16 protein-coding genes and 1 pseudogene are annotated in these 18,650 nt (G+C 58.1%); 11 read left to right on the top strand and 6 right to left on the bottom strand.

Annotated features, from left to right (window positions below):
* Positions 1-137: 137 nt before the first annotated feature.
* A complete protein-coding gene (locus ACVWZF_RS12345) occupies positions 138-602 on the bottom strand; it encodes a cupin domain-containing protein (RefSeq protein ID WP_011434408.1) in 465 nt (154 codons plus the stop codon).
* A 45-nt stretch (positions 603-647) separates the two neighbouring features.
* On the bottom strand, positions 648-1,427 hold the full coding sequence (locus tag ACVWZF_RS12340) for a cysteine hydrolase family protein (RefSeq protein WP_041437718.1): 780 nt from the start codon (positions 1,425-1,427) through the stop codon (positions 648-650).
* A 262-nt stretch (positions 1,428-1,689) separates the two neighbouring features.
* Between ACVWZF_RS12340 and ACVWZF_RS12335 the strand changes: the two genes are divergently transcribed.
* The 9 genes and pseudogenes from ACVWZF_RS12335 to ACVWZF_RS12295 all read left to right on the top strand — a co-directional run.
* Positions 1,690-1,848 carry a hypothetical protein gene (locus ACVWZF_RS12335; RefSeq protein ID WP_414342473.1) on the top strand — a complete coding sequence of 53 codons (159 nt, stop codon included), beginning with the start codon at positions 1,690-1,692 and terminating at the stop codon, positions 1,846-1,848.
* A gap of 2 nt (positions 1,849-1,850) precedes the next feature.
* Positions 1,851-2,369 carry a GNAT family N-acetyltransferase gene (locus ACVWZF_RS12330; protein WP_457383990.1) on the top strand — a complete coding sequence of 173 codons (519 nt, stop codon included), beginning with the start codon at positions 1,851-1,853 and terminating at the stop codon, positions 2,367-2,369.
* A gap of 67 nt (positions 2,370-2,436) precedes the next feature.
* Positions 2,437-2,727: a 4a-hydroxytetrahydrobiopterin dehydratase gene (locus ACVWZF_RS12325; RefSeq protein ID WP_457395221.1), complete on the top strand. Its 291-nt coding sequence runs from the start codon at positions 2,437-2,439 to the stop codon at positions 2,725-2,727.
* Positions 2,728-2,867: 140 nt separating this feature from the next.
* The gene (locus ACVWZF_RS12320; protein WP_457411585.1) at positions 2,868-3,824 is read left to right on the top strand and encodes an NAD(P)H-binding protein; all 957 of its coding nucleotides are present in this window, start codon (positions 2,868-2,870) and stop codon (positions 3,822-3,824) included.
* A gap of 405 nt (positions 3,825-4,229) precedes the next feature.
* A complete protein-coding gene (locus ACVWZF_RS12315; RefSeq protein ID WP_457411584.1) occupies positions 4,230-6,065 on the top strand; it encodes an NAD(P)H-quinone oxidoreductase subunit F in 1,836 nt (611 codons plus the stop codon).
* Between the two features lie 50 nt (positions 6,066-6,115).
* Complete coding sequence (locus tag ACVWZF_RS12310) at positions 6,116-7,651, top strand: NADH-quinone oxidoreductase subunit M (RefSeq protein WP_457411583.1); 1,536 nt, start codon at positions 6,116-6,118, stop codon at positions 7,649-7,651.
* A 58-nt stretch (positions 7,652-7,709) separates the two neighbouring features.
* Positions 7,710-9,020 carry a CO2 hydration protein gene (locus tag ACVWZF_RS12305; RefSeq protein ID WP_011434416.1) on the top strand — a complete coding sequence of 437 codons (1,311 nt, stop codon included), beginning with the start codon at positions 7,710-7,712 and terminating at the stop codon, positions 9,018-9,020.
* A gap of 81 nt (positions 9,021-9,101) precedes the next feature.
* Complete coding sequence (locus ACVWZF_RS12300) at positions 9,102-9,560, top strand: fasciclin domain-containing protein (protein ID WP_011434417.1); 459 nt, start codon at positions 9,102-9,104, stop codon at positions 9,558-9,560.
* A gap of 364 nt (positions 9,561-9,924) precedes the next feature.
* A pseudogene (locus ACVWZF_RS12295) lies at positions 9,925-10,197 on the top strand (CHRD domain-containing protein); the annotation flags it as partial.
* A gap of 234 nt (positions 10,198-10,431) precedes the next feature.
* On the opposite strand, the gene ACVWZF_RS12290 reads toward ACVWZF_RS12295, so the two are convergent.
* From ACVWZF_RS12290 to ACVWZF_RS12280, 3 genes are all read right to left on the bottom strand, one after another.
* Positions 10,432-11,823: a TldD/PmbA family protein gene (locus ACVWZF_RS12290; protein WP_011434419.1), complete on the bottom strand. Its 1,392-nt coding sequence runs from the start codon at positions 11,821-11,823 to the stop codon at positions 10,432-10,434.
* A gap of 132 nt (positions 11,824-11,955) precedes the next feature.
* Positions 11,956-14,604, bottom strand: a complete 2,649-nt coding sequence (leuS, locus tag ACVWZF_RS12285) for a leucine--tRNA ligase (RefSeq protein ID WP_457411581.1) — start codon at positions 14,602-14,604, stop codon at positions 11,956-11,958.
* 140 nt (positions 14,605-14,744) lie between these two features.
* Positions 14,745-15,635, bottom strand: coding sequence for a ferredoxin--NADP(+) reductase (locus tag ACVWZF_RS12280; RefSeq protein ID WP_457411579.1), 891 nt, complete (start codon positions 15,633-15,635; stop codon positions 14,745-14,747).
* Between the two features lie 351 nt (positions 15,636-15,986).
* Here ACVWZF_RS12280 and ACVWZF_RS12275 point away from each other — a divergent pair, with 351 nt between their 5' ends.
* Both ACVWZF_RS12275 and pgl read left to right on the top strand, forming a co-directional pair.
* Positions 15,987-16,994, top strand: a complete 1,008-nt coding sequence (locus tag ACVWZF_RS12275) for a phosphoribulokinase (protein ID WP_457393965.1) — start codon at positions 15,987-15,989, stop codon at positions 16,992-16,994.
* Between the two features lie 86 nt (positions 16,995-17,080).
* Positions 17,081-17,812 carry a 6-phosphogluconolactonase gene (gene pgl / locus ACVWZF_RS12270; protein ID WP_011434423.1) on the top strand — a complete coding sequence of 244 codons (732 nt, stop codon included), beginning with the start codon at positions 17,081-17,083 and terminating at the stop codon, positions 17,810-17,812.
* 151 nt (positions 17,813-17,963) lie between these two features.
* Here pgl and ACVWZF_RS12265 read toward each other — a convergent pair whose 3' ends face one another.
* Positions 17,964-18,386, bottom strand: a complete 423-nt coding sequence (locus ACVWZF_RS12265; protein ID WP_148202781.1) for a hypothetical protein — start codon at positions 18,384-18,386, stop codon at positions 17,964-17,966.
* Between the last annotated feature and the right edge of the window lie 264 nt (positions 18,387-18,650).

Here is an 18,650-nt window from a genome sequence, read left to right as displayed (position 1 = left end):
CGGGATACCGCCATTCTGTTTGGAAACAAACAGAATGCTATCGCTGCATAGTTGAACAGTGATGTTCAGCAGTGTTCAGCGTAAATGTATCAGTACCCCTGACTTCCAACCTCTACAGCTCCCAGAGCCATTGAGGCCTAAGCCTCAGCAAATGCCCTTCTCCAGCCCCCCGACAGCACCTGCAAATCCTCCTCATCCAAGTCCGCAGGAGTGCCGGAGCGGATGAGCTCGGCAAAATCTTCGTTGGGCACCATGAAGCAGAGGGCGTAGAGGCGGCCTGGGCCGGTATTGTGGATTTCATGTACACCGGTCGGCGGTACCAGAATGCTATCTCCAGTTTTGATGGGGGCCGCTTTTCCATCGCAAATGGCCAGGCCTTCCCCCTTGAGAACAAAAAACATTTCCACAGCCATTTGATGGCGATTTGGAGGGGTTTTGCCTCCCTCATCGAAGATCTCCACACAAAAGGTTAGAGAAATCTGAGCATGAGAAGGATCGAACACGATGGCCAGGCGATTGGTATCGTGGGGGCTGATGCGAAAAGCCTGATAATCGGCAGGGGTTTTAACAATTGGAATCACGCAGCGGGAAAGCGTTTGCATCCGGATCCTCCGCTCAAGAGATGAGGGGTGAATAGTGGGCAAGTGCTAACAGGGGAGAGCCGCGAGCAAATCTGAGGAGGAGGCGACAAAGCCAAAGCACTGCTTGACGTTGTAGAGGGTAGCTAGCAAACAGTATTCAGGAGAGGTGGTGGCGGCGCAGTCTTCCAGCAAAATGCAGTCGTAGCCGAGGAAATTGGCATCTTGCAGCGTGGTCATGACGCACTGGTCGATGTTCACGCCGGCAAAAAAGAGGGTGGTGCGCCCCAGGTTTCTGAGAATGCTATCGAGAGGGGTATCCCAAAAGCCGCTCATGCGGAACTTATCCACCCAGATATCCTCGGGCTTGACCTCCAGTTCCTCCACCACAGCAGCGCCCCAACTGCCCCGCGTGAGGACCAAAGACCCGTTCTTAGGCAAGGGATCCCCCAGCCCTACTCCCTCTCCGGTGGGGTTGTACACATGTCGCAAGCCGGCGCTGATGTTGAGCAAGTCAGGGCGATTGCCCCAGTTCACCCACACAATCGGCACTTGAGCTTGTCGCAGGCGGGGCAGCAGGGCTTTTAGAGGGCCGATGGGAGCCCGTGCAGGTGTAACATCGACGCCAATGCTGGCCAGCCAACCGTCGGGATGACAAAAGTCGTTTTGCATGTCGATCACCAACAACGCCGCCTTGGCCAGATCCAAGCGCAGGGTTTTGCTGGAGGTGGGTAGCAGGATGGGCCGGGGATCCAAGGGCGGACGGGTGAGGTCGGCCATTTCGGCATTCACGGCCCAGGCATTGGGAGGGATCCCAAGGGTCTTCAAGGGGCGATTGGGGGTGCTCATGGATTCTCCGCTCGCGTCGCGCAGCAGTGGGATCAGGTGGGGCGGATGACCCACAACTACGCTCGACCTTAATGCACAGCCAACCTCACTTTGGAATCGTAGGCTACACTTTCTCACCTTATTGACGCATGGGATCCCCCAGGGTCAGTCGATAGGGGCTGAGATGGAGATCAGGAGAAGAAAAACCGAGGAGATTTCCGAAAAGCTGCCTAGGGATTCCCCTCTGCACGCTATGCTGTAGAGACCAAGGTTATGTAGAAATATGAACATCTTGCGGCAATATATCTTTCCCGCTCTCATCCTGCTGGTGTTTCTGTTTACCCTGGTGGTGGTGAGCATTCGCTCGTTTCTGCCGGAGGATATGGCCCAGCCTGCCCCTCTAGAAGAAGCGACGCCTGTGGCCCTTTCTGCAAATGCCTGAGGATGGCTGAACAAGGGATCCCTCTGCCTGTGGGTTATCGTTGGCGCATCGGTTCAGCCTGGGATCGGCCCTGGGTGCGACGAGGATTGCAGGCCACGTTGCAGGAATCTTTTCCAGAGCAAAGCAACTGGGATCACCTAGAAGAGACGCTGGATCGCCTCTTCGACCCACCCCGCACCCCCTGCTGGTGGATCTTGAAAGAAGAAACTGCAGAGCCGGTGGGCTGTGTTTGGGCCGGCATCTCCACCGATCAAGCCACCCATCGGCGGGTAGCCTACATTTTTCTGCTCTGGGTGGATCCCGCCCATCGCCGGCAGGGCCTGGGCAGAGCTTTGATGCAACAGGTGGAACGCTGGGGATCCCAGCAGCAGCTGGCGGCCATCACCCTGCAGGTTTATCGCCATAACCAGGCTGCCCTCAATTTCTACAAGCGGGCCCATTTCTCCGTGCAAGGCTACTGGCTGTACAAACCCCTCGGCGCCGCTGGCGTGGCAGAACCAAAAGGTTATGAAGTTTTGTAAATAAGCTGGGATCCGCTCTCAGTTGCTCTTTTGATGAAAGCGGTGGCAAAGACTGGAGGGAAAGCCCATGTCCAGACCTGTCAAACTCAGTGAAGCCGAGATCCAAGCCAAGCTGGAAAATCTGCCGGGCTGGTCTTTGCAGGATGGGAAGCTGCATCGTCAATTTCAGTTTCGCTCCTTTGTCGAAGCCTTTGGCTGGATGAGCAGTGTGGCCTTGGTGGCCGAGAGCATGGGGCACCATCCCGAATGGACCAATGTCTACAACCGCGTGCGGGTGGATCTCACCACCCACGATGCCGGGGGCATTACAGAACTGGACTTTACCCTGGCGCAACGCATGAACGAGCTGGCCAGCTAGACGCTTCAGTACCCAACTTTGGGGATCCCTCAAAGCCGGCTTGGCAGAGGATCCCCATTGGTTTGTTGCTGCCTCTAAGGTTGTGTCGGGAGTTGCGCTGGTCTGATAGACTAAGCCTAAGGTTAAGAAATGATAATTTTATGAACGTGCTGGTTGTGGGGGCGACGGGAACGCTGGGCCGTCAAGTGGTACGCCGAGCCATCGAAGAGGGACACCAAGTTACCTGTCTGGTGCGAAATCCGGCAAAGGCTGCTTTCTTAAGTGAATGGGGCGCTCACCTGAAGGTGGGAAACCTGCTTCAGCCCAGCACCCTCAACTCCGCGATGGAAGGCATCGAGGCGGTGATCGACTGTGCCACGGTGCGGGTGACCGATACCCTCAGCGCCCGTCAGGTGGACTGGGATGGCAAAGTTGCCCTGATCAATGCGGCACGGGCTGCCCAGGTAGGGCATTTTATCTTTTTCTCCATCATGGGCGCCCACCACGAGTATCCCAATGTGCCCCTGATGAATTTCAAGCATCACATTGAGAAGTATTTGGTTGGATCCCAGATGCCCTACACCATTTTCCGGCCAGCGGGCTTTATGCAGGGGTTGATTGGCCAGTACGCCATCCCCATCTTGGAAGAACAAATCGTCTGGGTAACCGGCGAGGGCATGCCAACGGCCTACCTAGACACCCTAGATGCAGCCCGGTTTGCGGTGCGAGCTCTCACTGTAGAAGCTGCCAAGCAGCAAATCTTTCCCTTGGTGGGGCCCAAGGCTTGGACGGCTCGAGAAGTCATTGCCTTGTGCGAGCAGCTCTCCGGCAAAAAGGCCAAAGTCAGCACCATGCCGCTGGGATTACTGCGAGGGGCGCGCAAGGTGGCGCAGTTTTTTCAGTGGAGCTGGAACATTGCCGACCGGCTGGCCTTCGCCGAGGTGATTGCTGCCAAAGAACCCATGCACGCCGATATGACGCCTGTATGCGAAACCCTGGGGATTGAACTGGCCTCTCTGACCTCTCTTGAGGACTACCTAGCGGAGTATTTCCAGAAGATGTTGAAACGGATTCGCGAGCTGAAGGTCAAGCAACCCAAAGTCAAAACGCCCTTCTAGGTCGTTGTTCTCAATCTTCATCTTCTTGGCAATTTCACAGGGACTTACGATGGTAGCCTTGGGATGAAGAGGTGAATGGGATCCTGCTTGCGTTAGCCTATCGAAGACCGGAAGTAGGGCAGCAGAACTTCGGGGATGTCATAGAGCCATTCACGGTATCTGCGCAGCCGGGGATCCTGAGTTCCCAAGGAGTTTATTCCCATCCACGCTTTGGAGAGGGGAGTGGTGACAACAACAGAGGTTATGCTGTTGCTCCTTCTTAAGCTATAGACAAAAGTCTATAGCTTTCATCGAGAAGTTCAATTTTTATCTATCCTAGTTCGCAGCTAAGATGCTGCTTAAGATTTTTTACAGGATCTCAGCAAGTGTTCCAGTTTGGCCAAGATCCCTGGCCGAAGGAGGATTATGAGCTTGAACGGGCTGGTCACAACTGCATGGCTGATTCCCCTCTACGCCTTGGTGGCGTGGGCGGGAGCGCTGATCTGGTCCCCAGGAATCACCCGGCGCACGGGACCACGTCCGGCAGGTTATTTGAATGCCCTGCTGACCTTAGTGGCTTTCCTTCACAGTGTGGGAGCGCTGGTGGCGATTTGGGATCAGCCGGCGCAGGTCATTCGGTTGCCCTGGCTACAGGTGGGGGATCTGATGTTAGAGCTGCCGCTGCAGGTGTCATCGGTAACTCTGGGGGCCTGCGCTGTGGTGACGGGGCTGAACCTGGTGGCCCAGATCTACGGCTTTGGCTACATGGAAATGGACTGGGGCTGGGCGCGGTTTTTCTCCCTGCTGGGCCTGTTTGAGGGGGGGATGTGTGCCTTGGCTTTGTGCGACTCCCTCTTTTTCAGCTACGTGATCCTGGAGATTTTGACCCTGGGCACTTACCTGTTGGTGGGCTTTTGGTTCAACCAATCGCTGGTGGTGACGGGAGCGCGGGATGCTTTTTTAACCAAGCGCATCGGCGACCTGTTGCTCTTGATGGGGGTAATCGCCATCTATCCCCTGACCGGCTCCTGGGAGTTTGAGGATTTGGCGGCCTGGGCAGAGGCGGTGCAGGCAGGATCTGTCACTGTGGATCCCACCCTGCTGGCCCTGGTAGGGCTGGGGTTGCTGGCCGGCCCCGTAGGCAAGTGTGCCCAATTTCCTCTGCACCTGTGGCTGGATGAGGCGATGGAAGGGCCGATCCCCTCGACGATCTTGCGCAATGCGGTGGTGGTGGGCACAGGGGCCTGGGTGTTGATTCGCCTGCAACCCCTCTACGAGCTTTCCCCAACAGTGCTAAGGGTGATGCTAACCATCGGCGGCTTGACAGCGGTGGGGGGATCCCTAGTGGCCTTGGCCCAGATCGATGCCAAGCGGGCCCTGTCTTATCTGGTGAGCGCCTACATGGGCTTGATCTTTGTGGCGGTGGGCACCGGTCATCCCCAGCAAGCCTATGGGTTGCTGCTGACCTATGCGCCCGCGATGGCCCTGTTGGTGATGGCGCTGGGCATGGTGATCTGGAACAGCATTACCCAGGATCTGCGCTATCTAGGAGGCTTGTGGTCGCGGCGCCCTATCTCGGGGCTGTGCTTCTTGACCGGGATGGCTGGAATCATCGCTTTGCCTCCCTTCGGCTCCTTTTGGGTGCTGACGGATCTCTGGCAGCAGTTGGTGCAACCGGGGCAGGGGTTGTGGGCGGCAGTTGTGCTGGTTACCAATGCGGTGACGGCGCTGGGGCTAACGCGGGTATTTGGCCTTGTTTGGGGGGGCAAACCGCAGCAGATGAGCGAGCGCTCGCCAGAGGTGCATTGGCCGATGATGTTGCCCAGCACCGCCATGATGGGGGTAACGCTGCACATGCCCATGATCCTATCGGCACTAGGTCTGATTCCCGCTCTGGAAGGGATCCCTGTTGGGGTAATGACGGGCTCCAGCTTGACAGGCATTGCCTTGGGAGCCTGGCTGTATCTGCGTCCGCAGCGGCAGCCGGTGGACTGGGCCTTCTTGGCCGACTGGCAGGATTTGTTGGCCAACGACTTCTACACCCCCAAGCTCTACCGGGCCAGTGTGGTGTTTGCGGTACGCATCATCTCTGAGGTTACAGCCTTGTTCGACCGCTATGTGGTAGACGGCTTGGTAAATTTGACCAGCTTGGCGGTATTGGCGGGTGGACAGGTTTTGAAATACACCACCTCTGGCCAGTTGCAAGCCTACGTGCTGACGATTGTGGTGGGGGTGGCCCTGCTGGGCTGGCTGATTCTCTAGGCTTGGGCAAGGTAGCGGGACGGAGTCCTTAGATAAAGAGGGAAAAGACCATGCTGAGTGCCTTGATTGTGTTGCCGATCTTGGGATCCCTGCTCCTGTTCTTAGGCTTGGGGGGGCGAAAGCCGGCGGTGGCCTTGGCCGGGATCCTGCTGGGGATCTCGCTGCTGCTGTTTGCCAACTTTGACCTGCAAGCGGAAGGGCTGCAGTGGGTGCAGCGGTGGGATTGGATCCCGGCAATTGGGCTGAGCTACTCCCTGGGCCTGGACGGGTTTTCCCTGCTGATGGTGGCTTTGAATGGGCTGCTCACGCTGATTGCGGTGCTGACAGCTGAGCCAGAGGTGAAGCGGCCCAACCTCTTATACGGCTGCATTTTGTTCATGAGCGGGTCGGTCAACGGGGCTTTTGTTGCCCAGAACCTGCTTTTGTTCTTCTTGTTTTACGAGCTGGTGCTGATCCCGATCTACCTGCTCATCTCCATTTGGGGCAGCCCCAAGCGGGATTATGCTGCCATCAAGTTTTTGATTTACACCGCCGTTTCCGCCATCTTTCTGTTGGGGGCCTTTTTGGCCATCTACTGGCTGGGGGATCCCCATAGCTTTGAGCTGCTGGAGATCCGCATCACCTCTCTCAGCCCTGTTGCCCAGACCTTGACGCTGTTGGCCTTGATCGTGGCTTTCGGCATTAAGATGCCGCTGATCCCCTTCCACACCTGGTTGCCTGATGCATACGGGGAGTCGTCGCCGCCAGTGGCCATCCTCCTGGGAGGGATCCTCTCCAAGTTAGGCACGTACGGTCTGTTTCGCTTTGGGCTGCAGTTGTTTCCCCAAGCTTGGGCCGACCTGGGCGGGATCCTAGCCTGGTGGGGAGCCATTGCCGTGTTGTCCGGGGCTTTGGCAGCCATCGCCCAAAAAGACATCAAGCGCATGGTGGCCTACAGCTCCATTGGCCACATGGGCTACATCTTGCTGGGCATGGCGGCAGCCACCCCCATTAGCCTGACCGGGGCGATGGTTCAGATGGTCTCTCACGGTCTCATCTTGGCGCTGCTGTTCGATTTGGTGGGCTTGGTGGAGCGCAAAGTGGGAACCCGCGATCTGGATGTGCTCAACGGCCTGCTCAACCCCTTGCGGGGCTTGCCCACGGTGAGTGCTCTGCTCATCTTGGGGGGGATGGCCAGCGCCGGGATCCCTGGCCTGGTGGGCTTTGTGGCGGAGTTTTTGATCTTCCAGGGCAGCTATCAGGATTTTCCTTTGCCGACTTTGATCAGCATCTGTGGCACCGGTTTGACGGCGGTGTACTTCGTGATTTTGCTAAACCGCACCTGCTTTGGCAAATTGGACAACCGTACCGCCTACTACCCACGCGTGCACGGCTGGGAGCGGATCCCGGGGCTGATTTTGACGGCCTTGATCGTTTGGTTTGGGATCCAGCCCATGAGCCTGGTGAAATGGCCACAACCCTTGGCGTTTACCCTATCCACCCAGGTGGCTCAAGCGCAAACGCTTATCCTGGCATCAGCCGGTGACCTTGCCCCCATCACCCTCTCTGGAGCCGATCCAGGCAAGCGGGAAACTCCCAGGAATTGAGATCCCAGCAGATGCCCCCTATGGAGCCAGGACTTTTGAAGAGTTGGAGACTTCTTCCATGACGACAACCCTTACAACCCGCAAGCTTCCCCCTTCTACCCACCCTTTTGCGGATGTAGTCCACCGCTTGGAGGCTGGGGGATCGATGCTGCCGGATACGCCGGAAAACCTGATGCAAATTATCGGCCTCTACAAAGCCTATGCGGTGCCGATGGACTTTTACTGGCGCGATCTGCTCTACATTGCCGAGCAGGTGTTTGTGGATCCCTTGCCCTTTTTTAAGTTCATCATTCCCGAAGAATATTTGAAGCTGGCCAACCACTACGCGGGGGATAATGCCGATTTGCGCATTTGGCGCGGCCCCGCTACGGCCCACCCGGAACTGCTGGAGTTCATGGAAAAAGGGGAGCTCAAGCGCAAGCTGCCGCGGATTTTGCATCACCTTTGGCATGACCGCATCAACATGGAATTTGCCGAAGAATGTATGCGGGCCATGCTCTGGCACCGGGATATGGGGGGCTTGCTGGATCCCTACATGGATTCCGAAGAATACAAGCAAAATGCCGACCGCGCCATCCGCGCCTATTGCCAGGGCAACCCCTTGTTGATGGGGCTATACAAGCTCTTCCCCGATATGTTTTTGGAGCTGTGCCGCCAGGCCACCATGTACTCGGTGTTGGGCCTGTTTTGGGAGGTGATGGCTCCGGTCTTTTTTGAGATGAGCGATCTCTACGATGAAGGCAAAATTACCAGCGTGCCGGAGGCGATGAACTTTCTGGTCAACGGGATCTTCGCCATTGCCGGACGACCCATCTACCATCGCGTGCGCATTCGGGGAGAATGGTACGATATTGTGCCCAAATCCAAGGGATTTACCTGGCTATATGAGGCCGCTTTCCCCTATGTAGAGGCCGTGTTTTATCGCACCTCTCCTTTCCGCGGCACCAAGTCCTACAACGCTCAGGCCAACGAAGTTCCCACCAACCAGTTGGACTTTCACTACGGGATCCTCTACGCCGATAAGTTTCCGGTGGGCACCGCCGGGATCCCGCCCACGCTCTTGCACCAGGATATGTACCACTTTTTGCCCCAGTATTTGGTGGAGTATTATCGCAAGCATTGCCGCGGCGAAGAGGACATGCTGATTCAATTGGGGGTTAGCTTCCAGCGCTCCATGTACAACGTCACCTCAGCCGTGATTCAGGCGGGAAGGGCCGCTTTCTTGTATCCCCTTGATGATCCAAATCCACGGCACTTGATGATGAACCGCCGTTATTTTGAGGGACAACTCAATCGCTTCACCCGACCGGAATATGGGATCCGGGAAGCAGCCCGCCTCGCCTACATTCAGGATCAGAATTATCGCTAGCCCGTGGCAACTTTAATGATCTCAAAGCCTTTCGAGCAGCAATCCAGTTAGCAACAACTTCACAGCAAAAGGATCCCGGCCATGCCCGATATTGTCGATATTGCGGTCTCTGCTGAGGGTTTTTCCACCTTGGTAACTGCCGTTAAAGCGGCAAACCTGGTAGACACTCTCAAAAGCCCTGGCCCCTTTACCGTTTTTGCCCCCACCGATGGGGCTTTTGCCAAGCTGCCTCCTGGCACCATCACCACCCTGGTGCAAAATATCCCCCAACTGACTCGCATCCTGTGTTACCACGTGGTGCCCGGCCGCTTGAAAAAGGCAGATTTGGCCAAGTACCAAAGTGTGGGCTCGGTAGAGGGATCCCCCATCGACTTGTTGATCGAAGGGGACGTTTTCGAGGTCAATAACGCCACCGTTATCCAAGCGGACATCGAAGCCGATAACGGCATCATCCACGTCATTGACACCGTCATCCTGATGCGGCCCCACTGGTTCTGGCCGATCATGAACTCTGCTTTGGCCGCCTCGGCCAGAGGATAAACGGATCCATCCTGAACGGAGGTTGGGGAAAGTGCCTTGGTGAACACTCTCCCCGGCTATGCCTTCCAATGGGTACGGTCAGAGATTTCTGCTCCGCGTGCAGTCTACACCATCCCCCAACCCCCACAGGGTAGGGGCTTTTGTCTCTTGGTAGCGGGGATTTTGCCATCTTTTAAACCCAGAGATGAATCCGAAGCTTGGCCTGATACGTAACTTATTTGGCCTGTTCTCTGACCGAGGAGCTTTTTCCATGTTGTTGATCGGTTTTGCCCTTCGGCCTCGTTCAATTTTCGAGGCTTTTTGCGGCTTTTGCCTGGTTGCTGTCTTGTTTCTCAGCGGTTAAGGAAGCTTTACAAATCTCACAACCCCACTTCTACCCATTGCTGATTTTGGCCCTGGGCACATTCACATTGCTCAGCCGCAGCCAGGACAATCTTTCGCCCAGGCCACAGGGCCGGTGGTCTTTGTCTTGAACATGTTGCCGAATCCAGGCAATCAGTCGGGGAATTTCCGACTGGAAGCCAACCTCACCCCTGAGCAAGTCTCCAGCTTTTTGGCCGGAGCTTACTACATCAACATTCACACGCAGGCCAACCCGCCGGGCGAGTTGCGAGCCCAGGTGGTTTTCCCTCGCTAAGGTTTGATCCAGTACCCCATCTGGGATCCCCGCAGGTGAGGGGATCCCTAATTTTTGCGGACGGATTGGCTGTTCTGTGAACTCCCCCACGGTCAGTCGGGCCGGCAGGACAGAGTTTCTGTGTAGCTCCTGGCCAGCAGCTTTCGGTAGTCCTGGAGCTGGCCTGCCAGTCCCCTTTACAGAGCGAGCTGTAGGCTTCACCTCTGGGCTAGCTGTGGAGCGCCAAGGGAATAACTACACAGGTTGCTGTCCGCCCACAATGGCCCGACAGCGAATGTAGGGGCCGCCTGCATCCACCTTGGCCGGTTGACCCTTGCCACAATGGCCGGATCCCAAGTCCCACAGGAAGTCCCGCGAGACGGCATCCACCGATTGCAGCACCTCAAAAGCATTGCCGGTGATGGTGACACCGCGCAGCAACTCCGCCAGCTTGCCATCGCGAATGCGGTAGGCCCGCTCTACCCCAAACATAAACTCGCCGGTGGAGTCCGCCTGCCCGTTCCTGGCCCCATCCAGGAAGTAGCCATCGGGAGTGCTGGCGATGATTTCCTCTAGCGTTTGGGATCCGGGCTCGATGAAGGTGTTGCGCATGCGGATCAAAGGCTCATCGGCGTATTCCCAGGCGCGGGCATTGCCGGTGGGCTCCACCCCAAAGTGGGCGGCAGTTTCGCGGTTGTGGAGATAGCTGACCAGAATGCCGTTTTGGATGATGGTGGTGCTTTGGGTAGGAACGCCCTCGTCGTCCACAGGAAGGGTTCCCCCTGCCCCTGGCATAAACTCCGAATGGCCGGAGTCTTTGAGAGTAACCAAGTCGCTGGCCACCCGCTGCCCCAGCTTGCCGGCAGCCACAGAACCCGCCAGGACAAAATCCGCTTCGACAGTGTGGCCAATGGCCTCGTGCACCAATAGCCCCACGATGGAAGGCGACAGAATAACCGTGGCCCATCCCCCTTCCGCGTAGCCTGCGGACAACAAGTCAACAGCGGTAGCAGCCGCCTTTTCCGCCATCTGCAAGGGATCCGAGCGGAACAGGCAATCCCATCCCCCCGTTACCCCAATGGCCTCGGAGCCACTGCTGAGCTGGCCGGCAGCTTCGGCCACCGCCTGAACTCGCAGCTCGGGGCGCACCAGACGAAAGGCCACATCCGCCCCATCGGTGGTGACAATGGCTTTTTCCTCGTAGATCTCGTTGTAGGTGCAACTGGCGGAGCTAATTTGGCGAGAGGCCTGCCGGGCCTGCGCCTCGGTTTCCAAAGCCAACTGGATCTTCGCCTCCAGCGGTTTGTTCAACACCTCCTCCACACCGGGCTCGCAGAACTCCCCTTGGGCCAGCCGCACACTGGGCAGGGATCCCAGCTTTTGCTTGCGGTAGTCGGCGCTGGCTTGGGCGGCACGGCGAGCTTCAGCGATGGCCTCCCGAATGGCAGCCGGCGAGGGATCCCCGGTGGCAGCAAAGCCCCAAGTGCCGGCCTCCAACACCCGCACCCCCACTCCGGAACGGCGACGAACCGCGGTGCGCTCAAGGCGGCCCTTCTCGGCAGTGATGCTGCGAAACACCTTGCCGTGGTAGCGCAGTTCCACAAAGCCAGAGCAGTCCCGAAGGATGTCGCGCAGAAGGTCTCGCATAGCAACAGGGAGATGGGTGTAGTCCTCAGTCCAGCATAGCCCGATCCTGGAAAGTCGATGAGCTGCCACGCCGAGTGAAAGCCCCGATCCCGTTCGTGTCAGCAGTGCGGAACATTTTGGCCAGGCCCGCCGTTAGAGGACAAAGTTAACCAGCTTTTTCGGCACCACCACCACTTTTTTGGGTGTTGCCCCCTCCAGGTATTTCTGCGCTGCTTCTGACCGAAGGGCCAACTGTTCCTGCTCCTCCGGCGTTACCTCGGCAGGGGCCTCAAACGAGCCGCGCAATTTGCCGTTCACCTGAATCACAATGGTCACCGTGTCGGCCACCAGCGCTGCCGGGTCATAGCTGGGCCAAGACTGCCGATGCACCGAGTCTGCGCCCCCCAGCGCCTGCCACAGCTCCTCCGCAATATGGGGGGCAAAAGGCGCCATCAGCAACACCAGCGTGCGGATCCCCTCTGCATAGACCGGCGAATCCGGGATCCCGGCCTCCCCCAGAGCATTGCTCAGCTTCATCAGCTCGGCAATGGCGGTGTTGAATTGATAATCGTTTTCCAGATCTTCGCTGACTTCCTTGATGGCGGTGTGGATGGCCCGGCGCAGATCTTTTTCCGCCTTGGTCAGGGATCCCACCTCGACCTTGGCCGGCAACAGCTCTGAGACCCTGCCCCGCCAGGACTCCGTCCCGCCACCGCGAACGACAAACTCGTACACCTGCCGCCAGACGCGGTTGAGAAAGCGAAATTGCCCCTCCACATCGGCATCGTCCCACTCCAGATCCTTCTCCGGCGGGGCCTTGAAGAGGATAAACATGCGGGCCGTATCCGCCCCGTAGTGGGCCAGCACCTCCTCGGGATCCACGCCGTTGCCCTTGGATTTGGACATGGTGGCATAGATCACTTCCAGGGGTTCGCCGGTCTCCGGATCTGTGGGGTTGTCGGGATCCTTCACCAGAGCTGCCGGGATCCAGCAATCCTTGCCGGACTTGTTGGGGTTGTAGTAAGTGCGCCCTTGCACCATCCCCTGGGTGAGCAGACGCAGGAACGGCTCGTCAAAATCCAGCAGCCCCCGATCCCGCAACACCTTGGTAAAAAAGCGGGAATAGAGCAGGTGCAGGATGGCGTGCTCGATGCCGCCCACGTACTGATCCACCGGCAGCCAGGCGTTCACCCGGTCTTTGCGGAAGATCTCTCGGTCGTTGCGGGCATCGCTAAAGCGCAGGAAGTACCACGACGAGCAGATGAAGGTGTCCATGGTATCGGTTTCCCGGCGAGCCTCCGCGCCACAGGTGGGGCACTTCACCTTCACCCAGTCCTCCAACTGGGCCAACGGGGATCCCCCTCGCCCCGTCAGCTCCACATCCTCCGGCAAGAGCACCGGCAGATCCTTCTCCGGCACCGGCACAATGCCACAGTGGGGACAATGGATCACCGGGATGGGACAACCCCAGTAGCGCTGCCGCGAGATCAGCCAATCCCGCAGGCGGTAGTTGATCTGCTTTTCCCCCAGCCCCTGGGCTTCCAGCCAGGCGATGGCTCTTTCCACGCTTTGCCCTGGGCCTTTGCCCACCGGGATCCCGTCTAGGGGGCCAGAGTTGATCATCACCCCTTCCCCCGTCCAGGCAGCCTGCAGTTCTGAGGACTCCGTCCCGCTGGCGCGATCCGTCGAGGATAAGGAACCCTCCGGCGGCTGCACCACCCGCTTGATGGGCAGGCCGAACTTGCGGGCAAACTCGAAATCCCGCTGGTCGTGGGCAGGCACGGCCATAATGGCCCCCGTACCGTAGCCCATCAGCACATAGTCGGCAATCCAGATGGGGATTCGCTCTTGGTTGACGGGGTTGATGGCGTAGGATCCCGTCCAAACCCCCGTTTTTTCCCGGTCTTCGGCGCTGCGCTCGATCTCGCTGCGGGCAGCGGCCTGGGCTTGATAGGCTCTGACGGCCTGCAGTTGCTCGGCAGTGGTGAGCTTGTCCACCAAGGGGTGCTCCGGCGACATCACCATGAAGGTGGCCCCCCAGAGGGTATCGGGCCGGGTGGTGAACACTGCCAGCTCGTCCCCTGCCTCGGTTTTGAAAATCACCTTAGCCCCCACCGATTGGCCGATCCAGTTCTCCTGCATGGTGCGCACCCGCTCCGGCCAGCCGGAGAGCTTTTCCAGATCCGCCAGCAGTTGGTCGGCATAGGCGGTGATTTTGAAAAACCACTGCTTGAGCATGCGCTTTTCCACCAGGGCACCGGATCTCCAGGAGCGCCCCTCCGCATCCACCTGCTCGTTGGCCAGCACCGTCTGATCCACCGGATCCCAGTTCACTGGCGCTTCCTTCTGGTAGGCCAGGCCGGCCTTGAAAAATTGCAGGAAGAGCCACTGCGTCCACTTGTAGTAGTTGGGGGCGCAGGTGGTGATCTCCCGCTCCCAGTCGTAGGACAGGCCCAACCGCTGCAACTGATCCCGCATCTGGGCAATGTTTTGGTAGGTCCACTTGGCCGGCGGGATCCCCCGGTCGATGGCGGCATTCTCCGCCGGCAGGCCAAAGGCATCCCAGCCCATCGGGTGCAACACCGCGTATCCCTGCATTCGTTTGTGGCGGGCAATCACATCGGTGATGGTGTAATTGCGCACATGCCCCATGTGCAGGTTGCCGCTGGGATAGGGGAACATGGACAGAGCATAGAATTTGCGGCTCCCGTCCTTCAGCTCTGGGGTGCGATCCAGCCCAATTTCACGCCAGTGGGCTTGCCACTTGCTCTCAATGGCCTGGGGATTGTAGCGCGCGTCCACGGTTCGATGCTCCTGGGAAAAAAGCGCATACGCTGGGAGATAGAAGCATTTTGACATACTCCCCACGCCAGTGCTCTCAAGCAAGGAACGGGATCCCTATTGGCGCTGACAAACCGACAAGCAGGGATCACAAGCAGAGATCAGTAGGTTTCTTCGTGCCACCTGTCTGCTTTCTTCAGTTCCTTCTGGAACTTGCTCCAATCCTGACCGGCTTGTTCGGCCAAAGGCCCCATGACGTTGTTGATCCCGTCCTCCATCCCCTTGAGGCCGCAGATGTAGGTGTAGGTGTTGGGCTGTTGCAGCATGTCCCACAGCTCGGCACCGTATTCGGCCATGCGGTTTTGCACGTACATTTTCTTGCCATCGGGGGTCTGTTGCTCGCGGCTGATGGCGTAATCGACGCGGAAGCGATCCCCGTACTGGGCTTTCCAGGCCTCCAGATCCCCGTGGTAGAGCAAGGTGGAAGTGGTGGGCACCCCAAAGAACAGCCAGATCTTGCCCTGATAGTTGGGATCCTCTTCAAACAGGTGCTTGATGAAAGCGCGAAAAGGAGCAATGCCGGTGCCGGTGGCGATCAAAATCAGGTTGGCGTTCTCATCTTCGGGCAGTAGGAAGGTTTTCCCCGATGGCCCCGTGATCATCACCTCGTCGCCTGCCTTCAAATCGGTGAGGAAGCCGGAGCAGACCCCCACCCCCGGCTGGCCTGTCTCTCTATCGACATATTCGGCCCGCTTCACGCTCAAAGAGACGGTGCGCCCCTCGCCATCATCGCCAAAGCGAGTGGAAGCGATCGAGTAAAGGCGGGGCTTATGGGGTTTGCCCTTGGCATCTTCACCAGGAGGAATGATGCCGACGCTTTGCCCTTCTAGGTAGCGGTAGTTGGGATCCGGCAAGCTGAGCACAATGTGCTTAGTCAGTCCGGGTGCTCCTTCACCGACAATGGAGTAGGTCTCCACGCAGTGGCCGATCAACGGTGCGTTGGGACGATACAGATTGACGACAACCTCTCGCTTTTCTGCGCTGGCAACCATACCTGCGATCTGCTCCTGGCACTGGGAGGAAATGAGTTTACATATAGCAAAATAGCAAACACCACAGCAGCCCGGCTGCTCAAATGGAACTTGTCAGAGGAGAAGCAGACGACCTTCGCCAGCCCCCCAGGCCGTCCTGAGAGCGGCAACCCCGGAAAAATAATCCCGGCCAAGCTCATCGGCCAAAAATATGGATTTTTTGTTAAATTGTTGCTTAGGGTGCCCACCTCTCTGGCCTGCCAGCGGCTTGTGATGTAACGGCTTTATTTGGTATCATGTAAGACCGTAACAGTTGGTAACTTTCTAGAGCCTTTTTCTCAGTTTTGCCCTGCCCGTCCCCAAGGAGTTCCCATGGCAAGCAGTCCTGATCGTGTTGTGATGATTGGTGTCGCCGGAGATTCTGGCTGTGGCAAGTCCACCTTTTTACGCCGGCTGGGGGATCTATTTGGCCGGGATCTGATTACCACCATCTGTCTGGATGACTATCACTCCTTGGATCGCTACCAGCGCAAAGAGAAGGGCATCACGGCGCTGGATCCCCGCGCCAACAACTTCGACCTGATGTACGAGCAGGCCAAGGCGCTCAAGAACGGCCAAAGCGTGATGAAGCCCATCTACAACCACGAGACGGGGATGATTGACCCGCCGGAGCTGGTGGAGCCCAACCGCATCATCGTCCTGGAGGGGCTGCATCCCATGTATGACGAGCGGGTGCGCCAGCTGCTGGACTTCAAGGTGTACTTGGATCTGGCCCCAGAGATCAAGATTGCTTGGAAAGTGAAGCGGGACATGGCGGAGCGGGGCCACACCTACGAAGATGTGTTGCGCTCAATCGAGGCTCGCCGCCCGGACTTTGAAGCCTATGTCGATGTGCAGAAGCAGTACGCCGATGCCGTCATTGAGGTTTTGCCTACCCAGTTGTTGCCGGAGCTGGATCCAGAGCACAAGGTATTGCGGGTGCGGCTGATCCAGCGGGAAGGGGTGAAGTACTTCGACCATGTTTATCTCTTTGACGAAGGCTCCACCATTGATTGGATCCCCTGCGGCAAAAAGCTGACTTGTTCCTATCCAGGGATCCGCCTCCACTATGGCCCTTCCACCTACTTCGAGCACCCGGTTTCGATTCTGGAGATCGACGGCACCTTCGACAAGCTGGAAGAGGTCATCTACATCGAGAACCACCTGAGCAACTTGTCCACCCGCTACTATGGCGAGCTGACGGAACTGTTGCGCAAGCACCCGGAATACCCGGGATCCCGCAATGGCTCTGGTCTGATTCAGATCATCGTGGGCCTGAAGCTGCGCGCCCTCTACGAGCAAATTCGGGCAGAAGCCAAAGAGCTGGCGGTGGCTTCCTAGTGTTTGCCCCGCTTAGGGGATCCCTTCGGTAAAGTGTTGGTGCAGGTCGGCTGACCCAGCATAGGTCGGCAGTAGGGCTTCGGTGTATGCAGGGATTCCAGTTGGAGATCTTTCCGGAGGGCCCCGTCTTAATCCAACGGGCCATCGAGATTTGGCAAGCTCGGTCAGCCGCTGCCATTCGCGAGCGGGGACGCTTTACGGTGGCCTTGGCGGGAGGGAGCACCCCCAAGAAGCTGTATGCTGCCCTGGCCCAAACCCCAGGGATCCCTTGGCAACAAACCTGGCTGTTCTGGGGGGATGAGCGCTATGTTCCCCCGGATCACCCTGAAAGCAACTACCGCATGGTACGAGAAACCCTGCTGCAGCAGATCGGGATCCCGGCAGCTCAAGTTTTCCCCATGCCTACCCAAGCGGGGGATCCCCTTCGCGATGCTGCCGAATACGAGGCCACCCTACGGCAGATTTTCGGTGCAGAGTGCCCTTCTCTCGACCTGGTATGGCTGGGGGTGGGGGAAGACGGCCACACAGCTTCTCTATTTCCCGACACCGCCGCTCTGCAGGTGCAGCACCGCTGGGTGACGGTGGGGCAAAAAGGGCAGGAGCCGCGTCTAACCTTGACCTATCCTGTTCTGAACCAAGCAGCCCAGGTGGTGTTCCTGGTAACCGGAGCGAACAAAGCCCCCATCGTGAAAGAGGCGCTGACCACCGAGGCCCACCTACCCTGCCAGCGCGTAAACCCCAGAGGACGGCTGCTGTGGTTGCTGGATGCGGCGGCAGCAGCTCAACTGCCCCTGCCCTGTGTCCCGCTGCTCAGCTAAACAACAGGCGGGCTAACTGCCGATGGGATAGGATCCCCAGGCCCACCGCCCCCAAAATCATCCCAGCCCATTCCAGTGGCCACAGGTTTGATAGCCCCAGCGGCCAACGCACCAGGTTTCATGGGTCGAGAACCGGCGGGGCAGGGATCCCTCAGGGGGTACCGGGCAAATTCTTCAGTACTGGAATCACCAGCTCTTGGACGGGCAGCGCTACGGGCTGGGCGGAGTCACTGCTCAGGGAGCTGGATGGCGCAGAAGGGGAAGAGCTGGGGATCTCGCCCATGGGCCGCAGTTGCCAGCGGATGATCTGCTCGCCGCGGTAAAAGGTAACCAACAACTGATCCCCTTGCGATTGGATTTGCCAGGTGCCATCACCGCTGGTTACCGAAATATGGCCGCCGGAAAAGGGTGCATCCAAAGCCGGCCCCGATTGGCTCCAGATACGCCCGCCACCCGTTTCCAAGATCAATTGCACCGTCGCCCCCTGCCCCTGGCCGCTCAAAATTTGGCCGGTTCCGCTCCAAACTCGGGTTTCCGTCTGAGCCACGGCGGGTTGCCCAATCTGCAGAACCACGAGCAACAGCCCTGCCCAGCTCCAGTGACTTCGCAGCCCCCCTCTCCAATCGGGGAGGAAGGAAGAAGAGCGAGAGAAACAAGCCATTGCACTCACGTTGATACCACGCGCCGCGATAGGTCTAAAACAGACGAAGAAAAAGGCGAAAAGGTGTCGCAGGAAGCAATCCCTTACACAGTTTTTTTCACAGCTCGCTGAAAGCCTTTGGGATCCCTCTGCGCTCTCTTGGCTCTGGGTTAAGCCTGCTGCTGGAATCCGCCCTCG

The sequence above is a fragment of the Thermostichus sp. OS-CIW-30 genome (assembly GCF_054060215.1).
The sequence above is the reverse complement of the archived record's forward strand: the minus strand, read 5'-3'. Positions and strand labels throughout refer to the sequence as shown.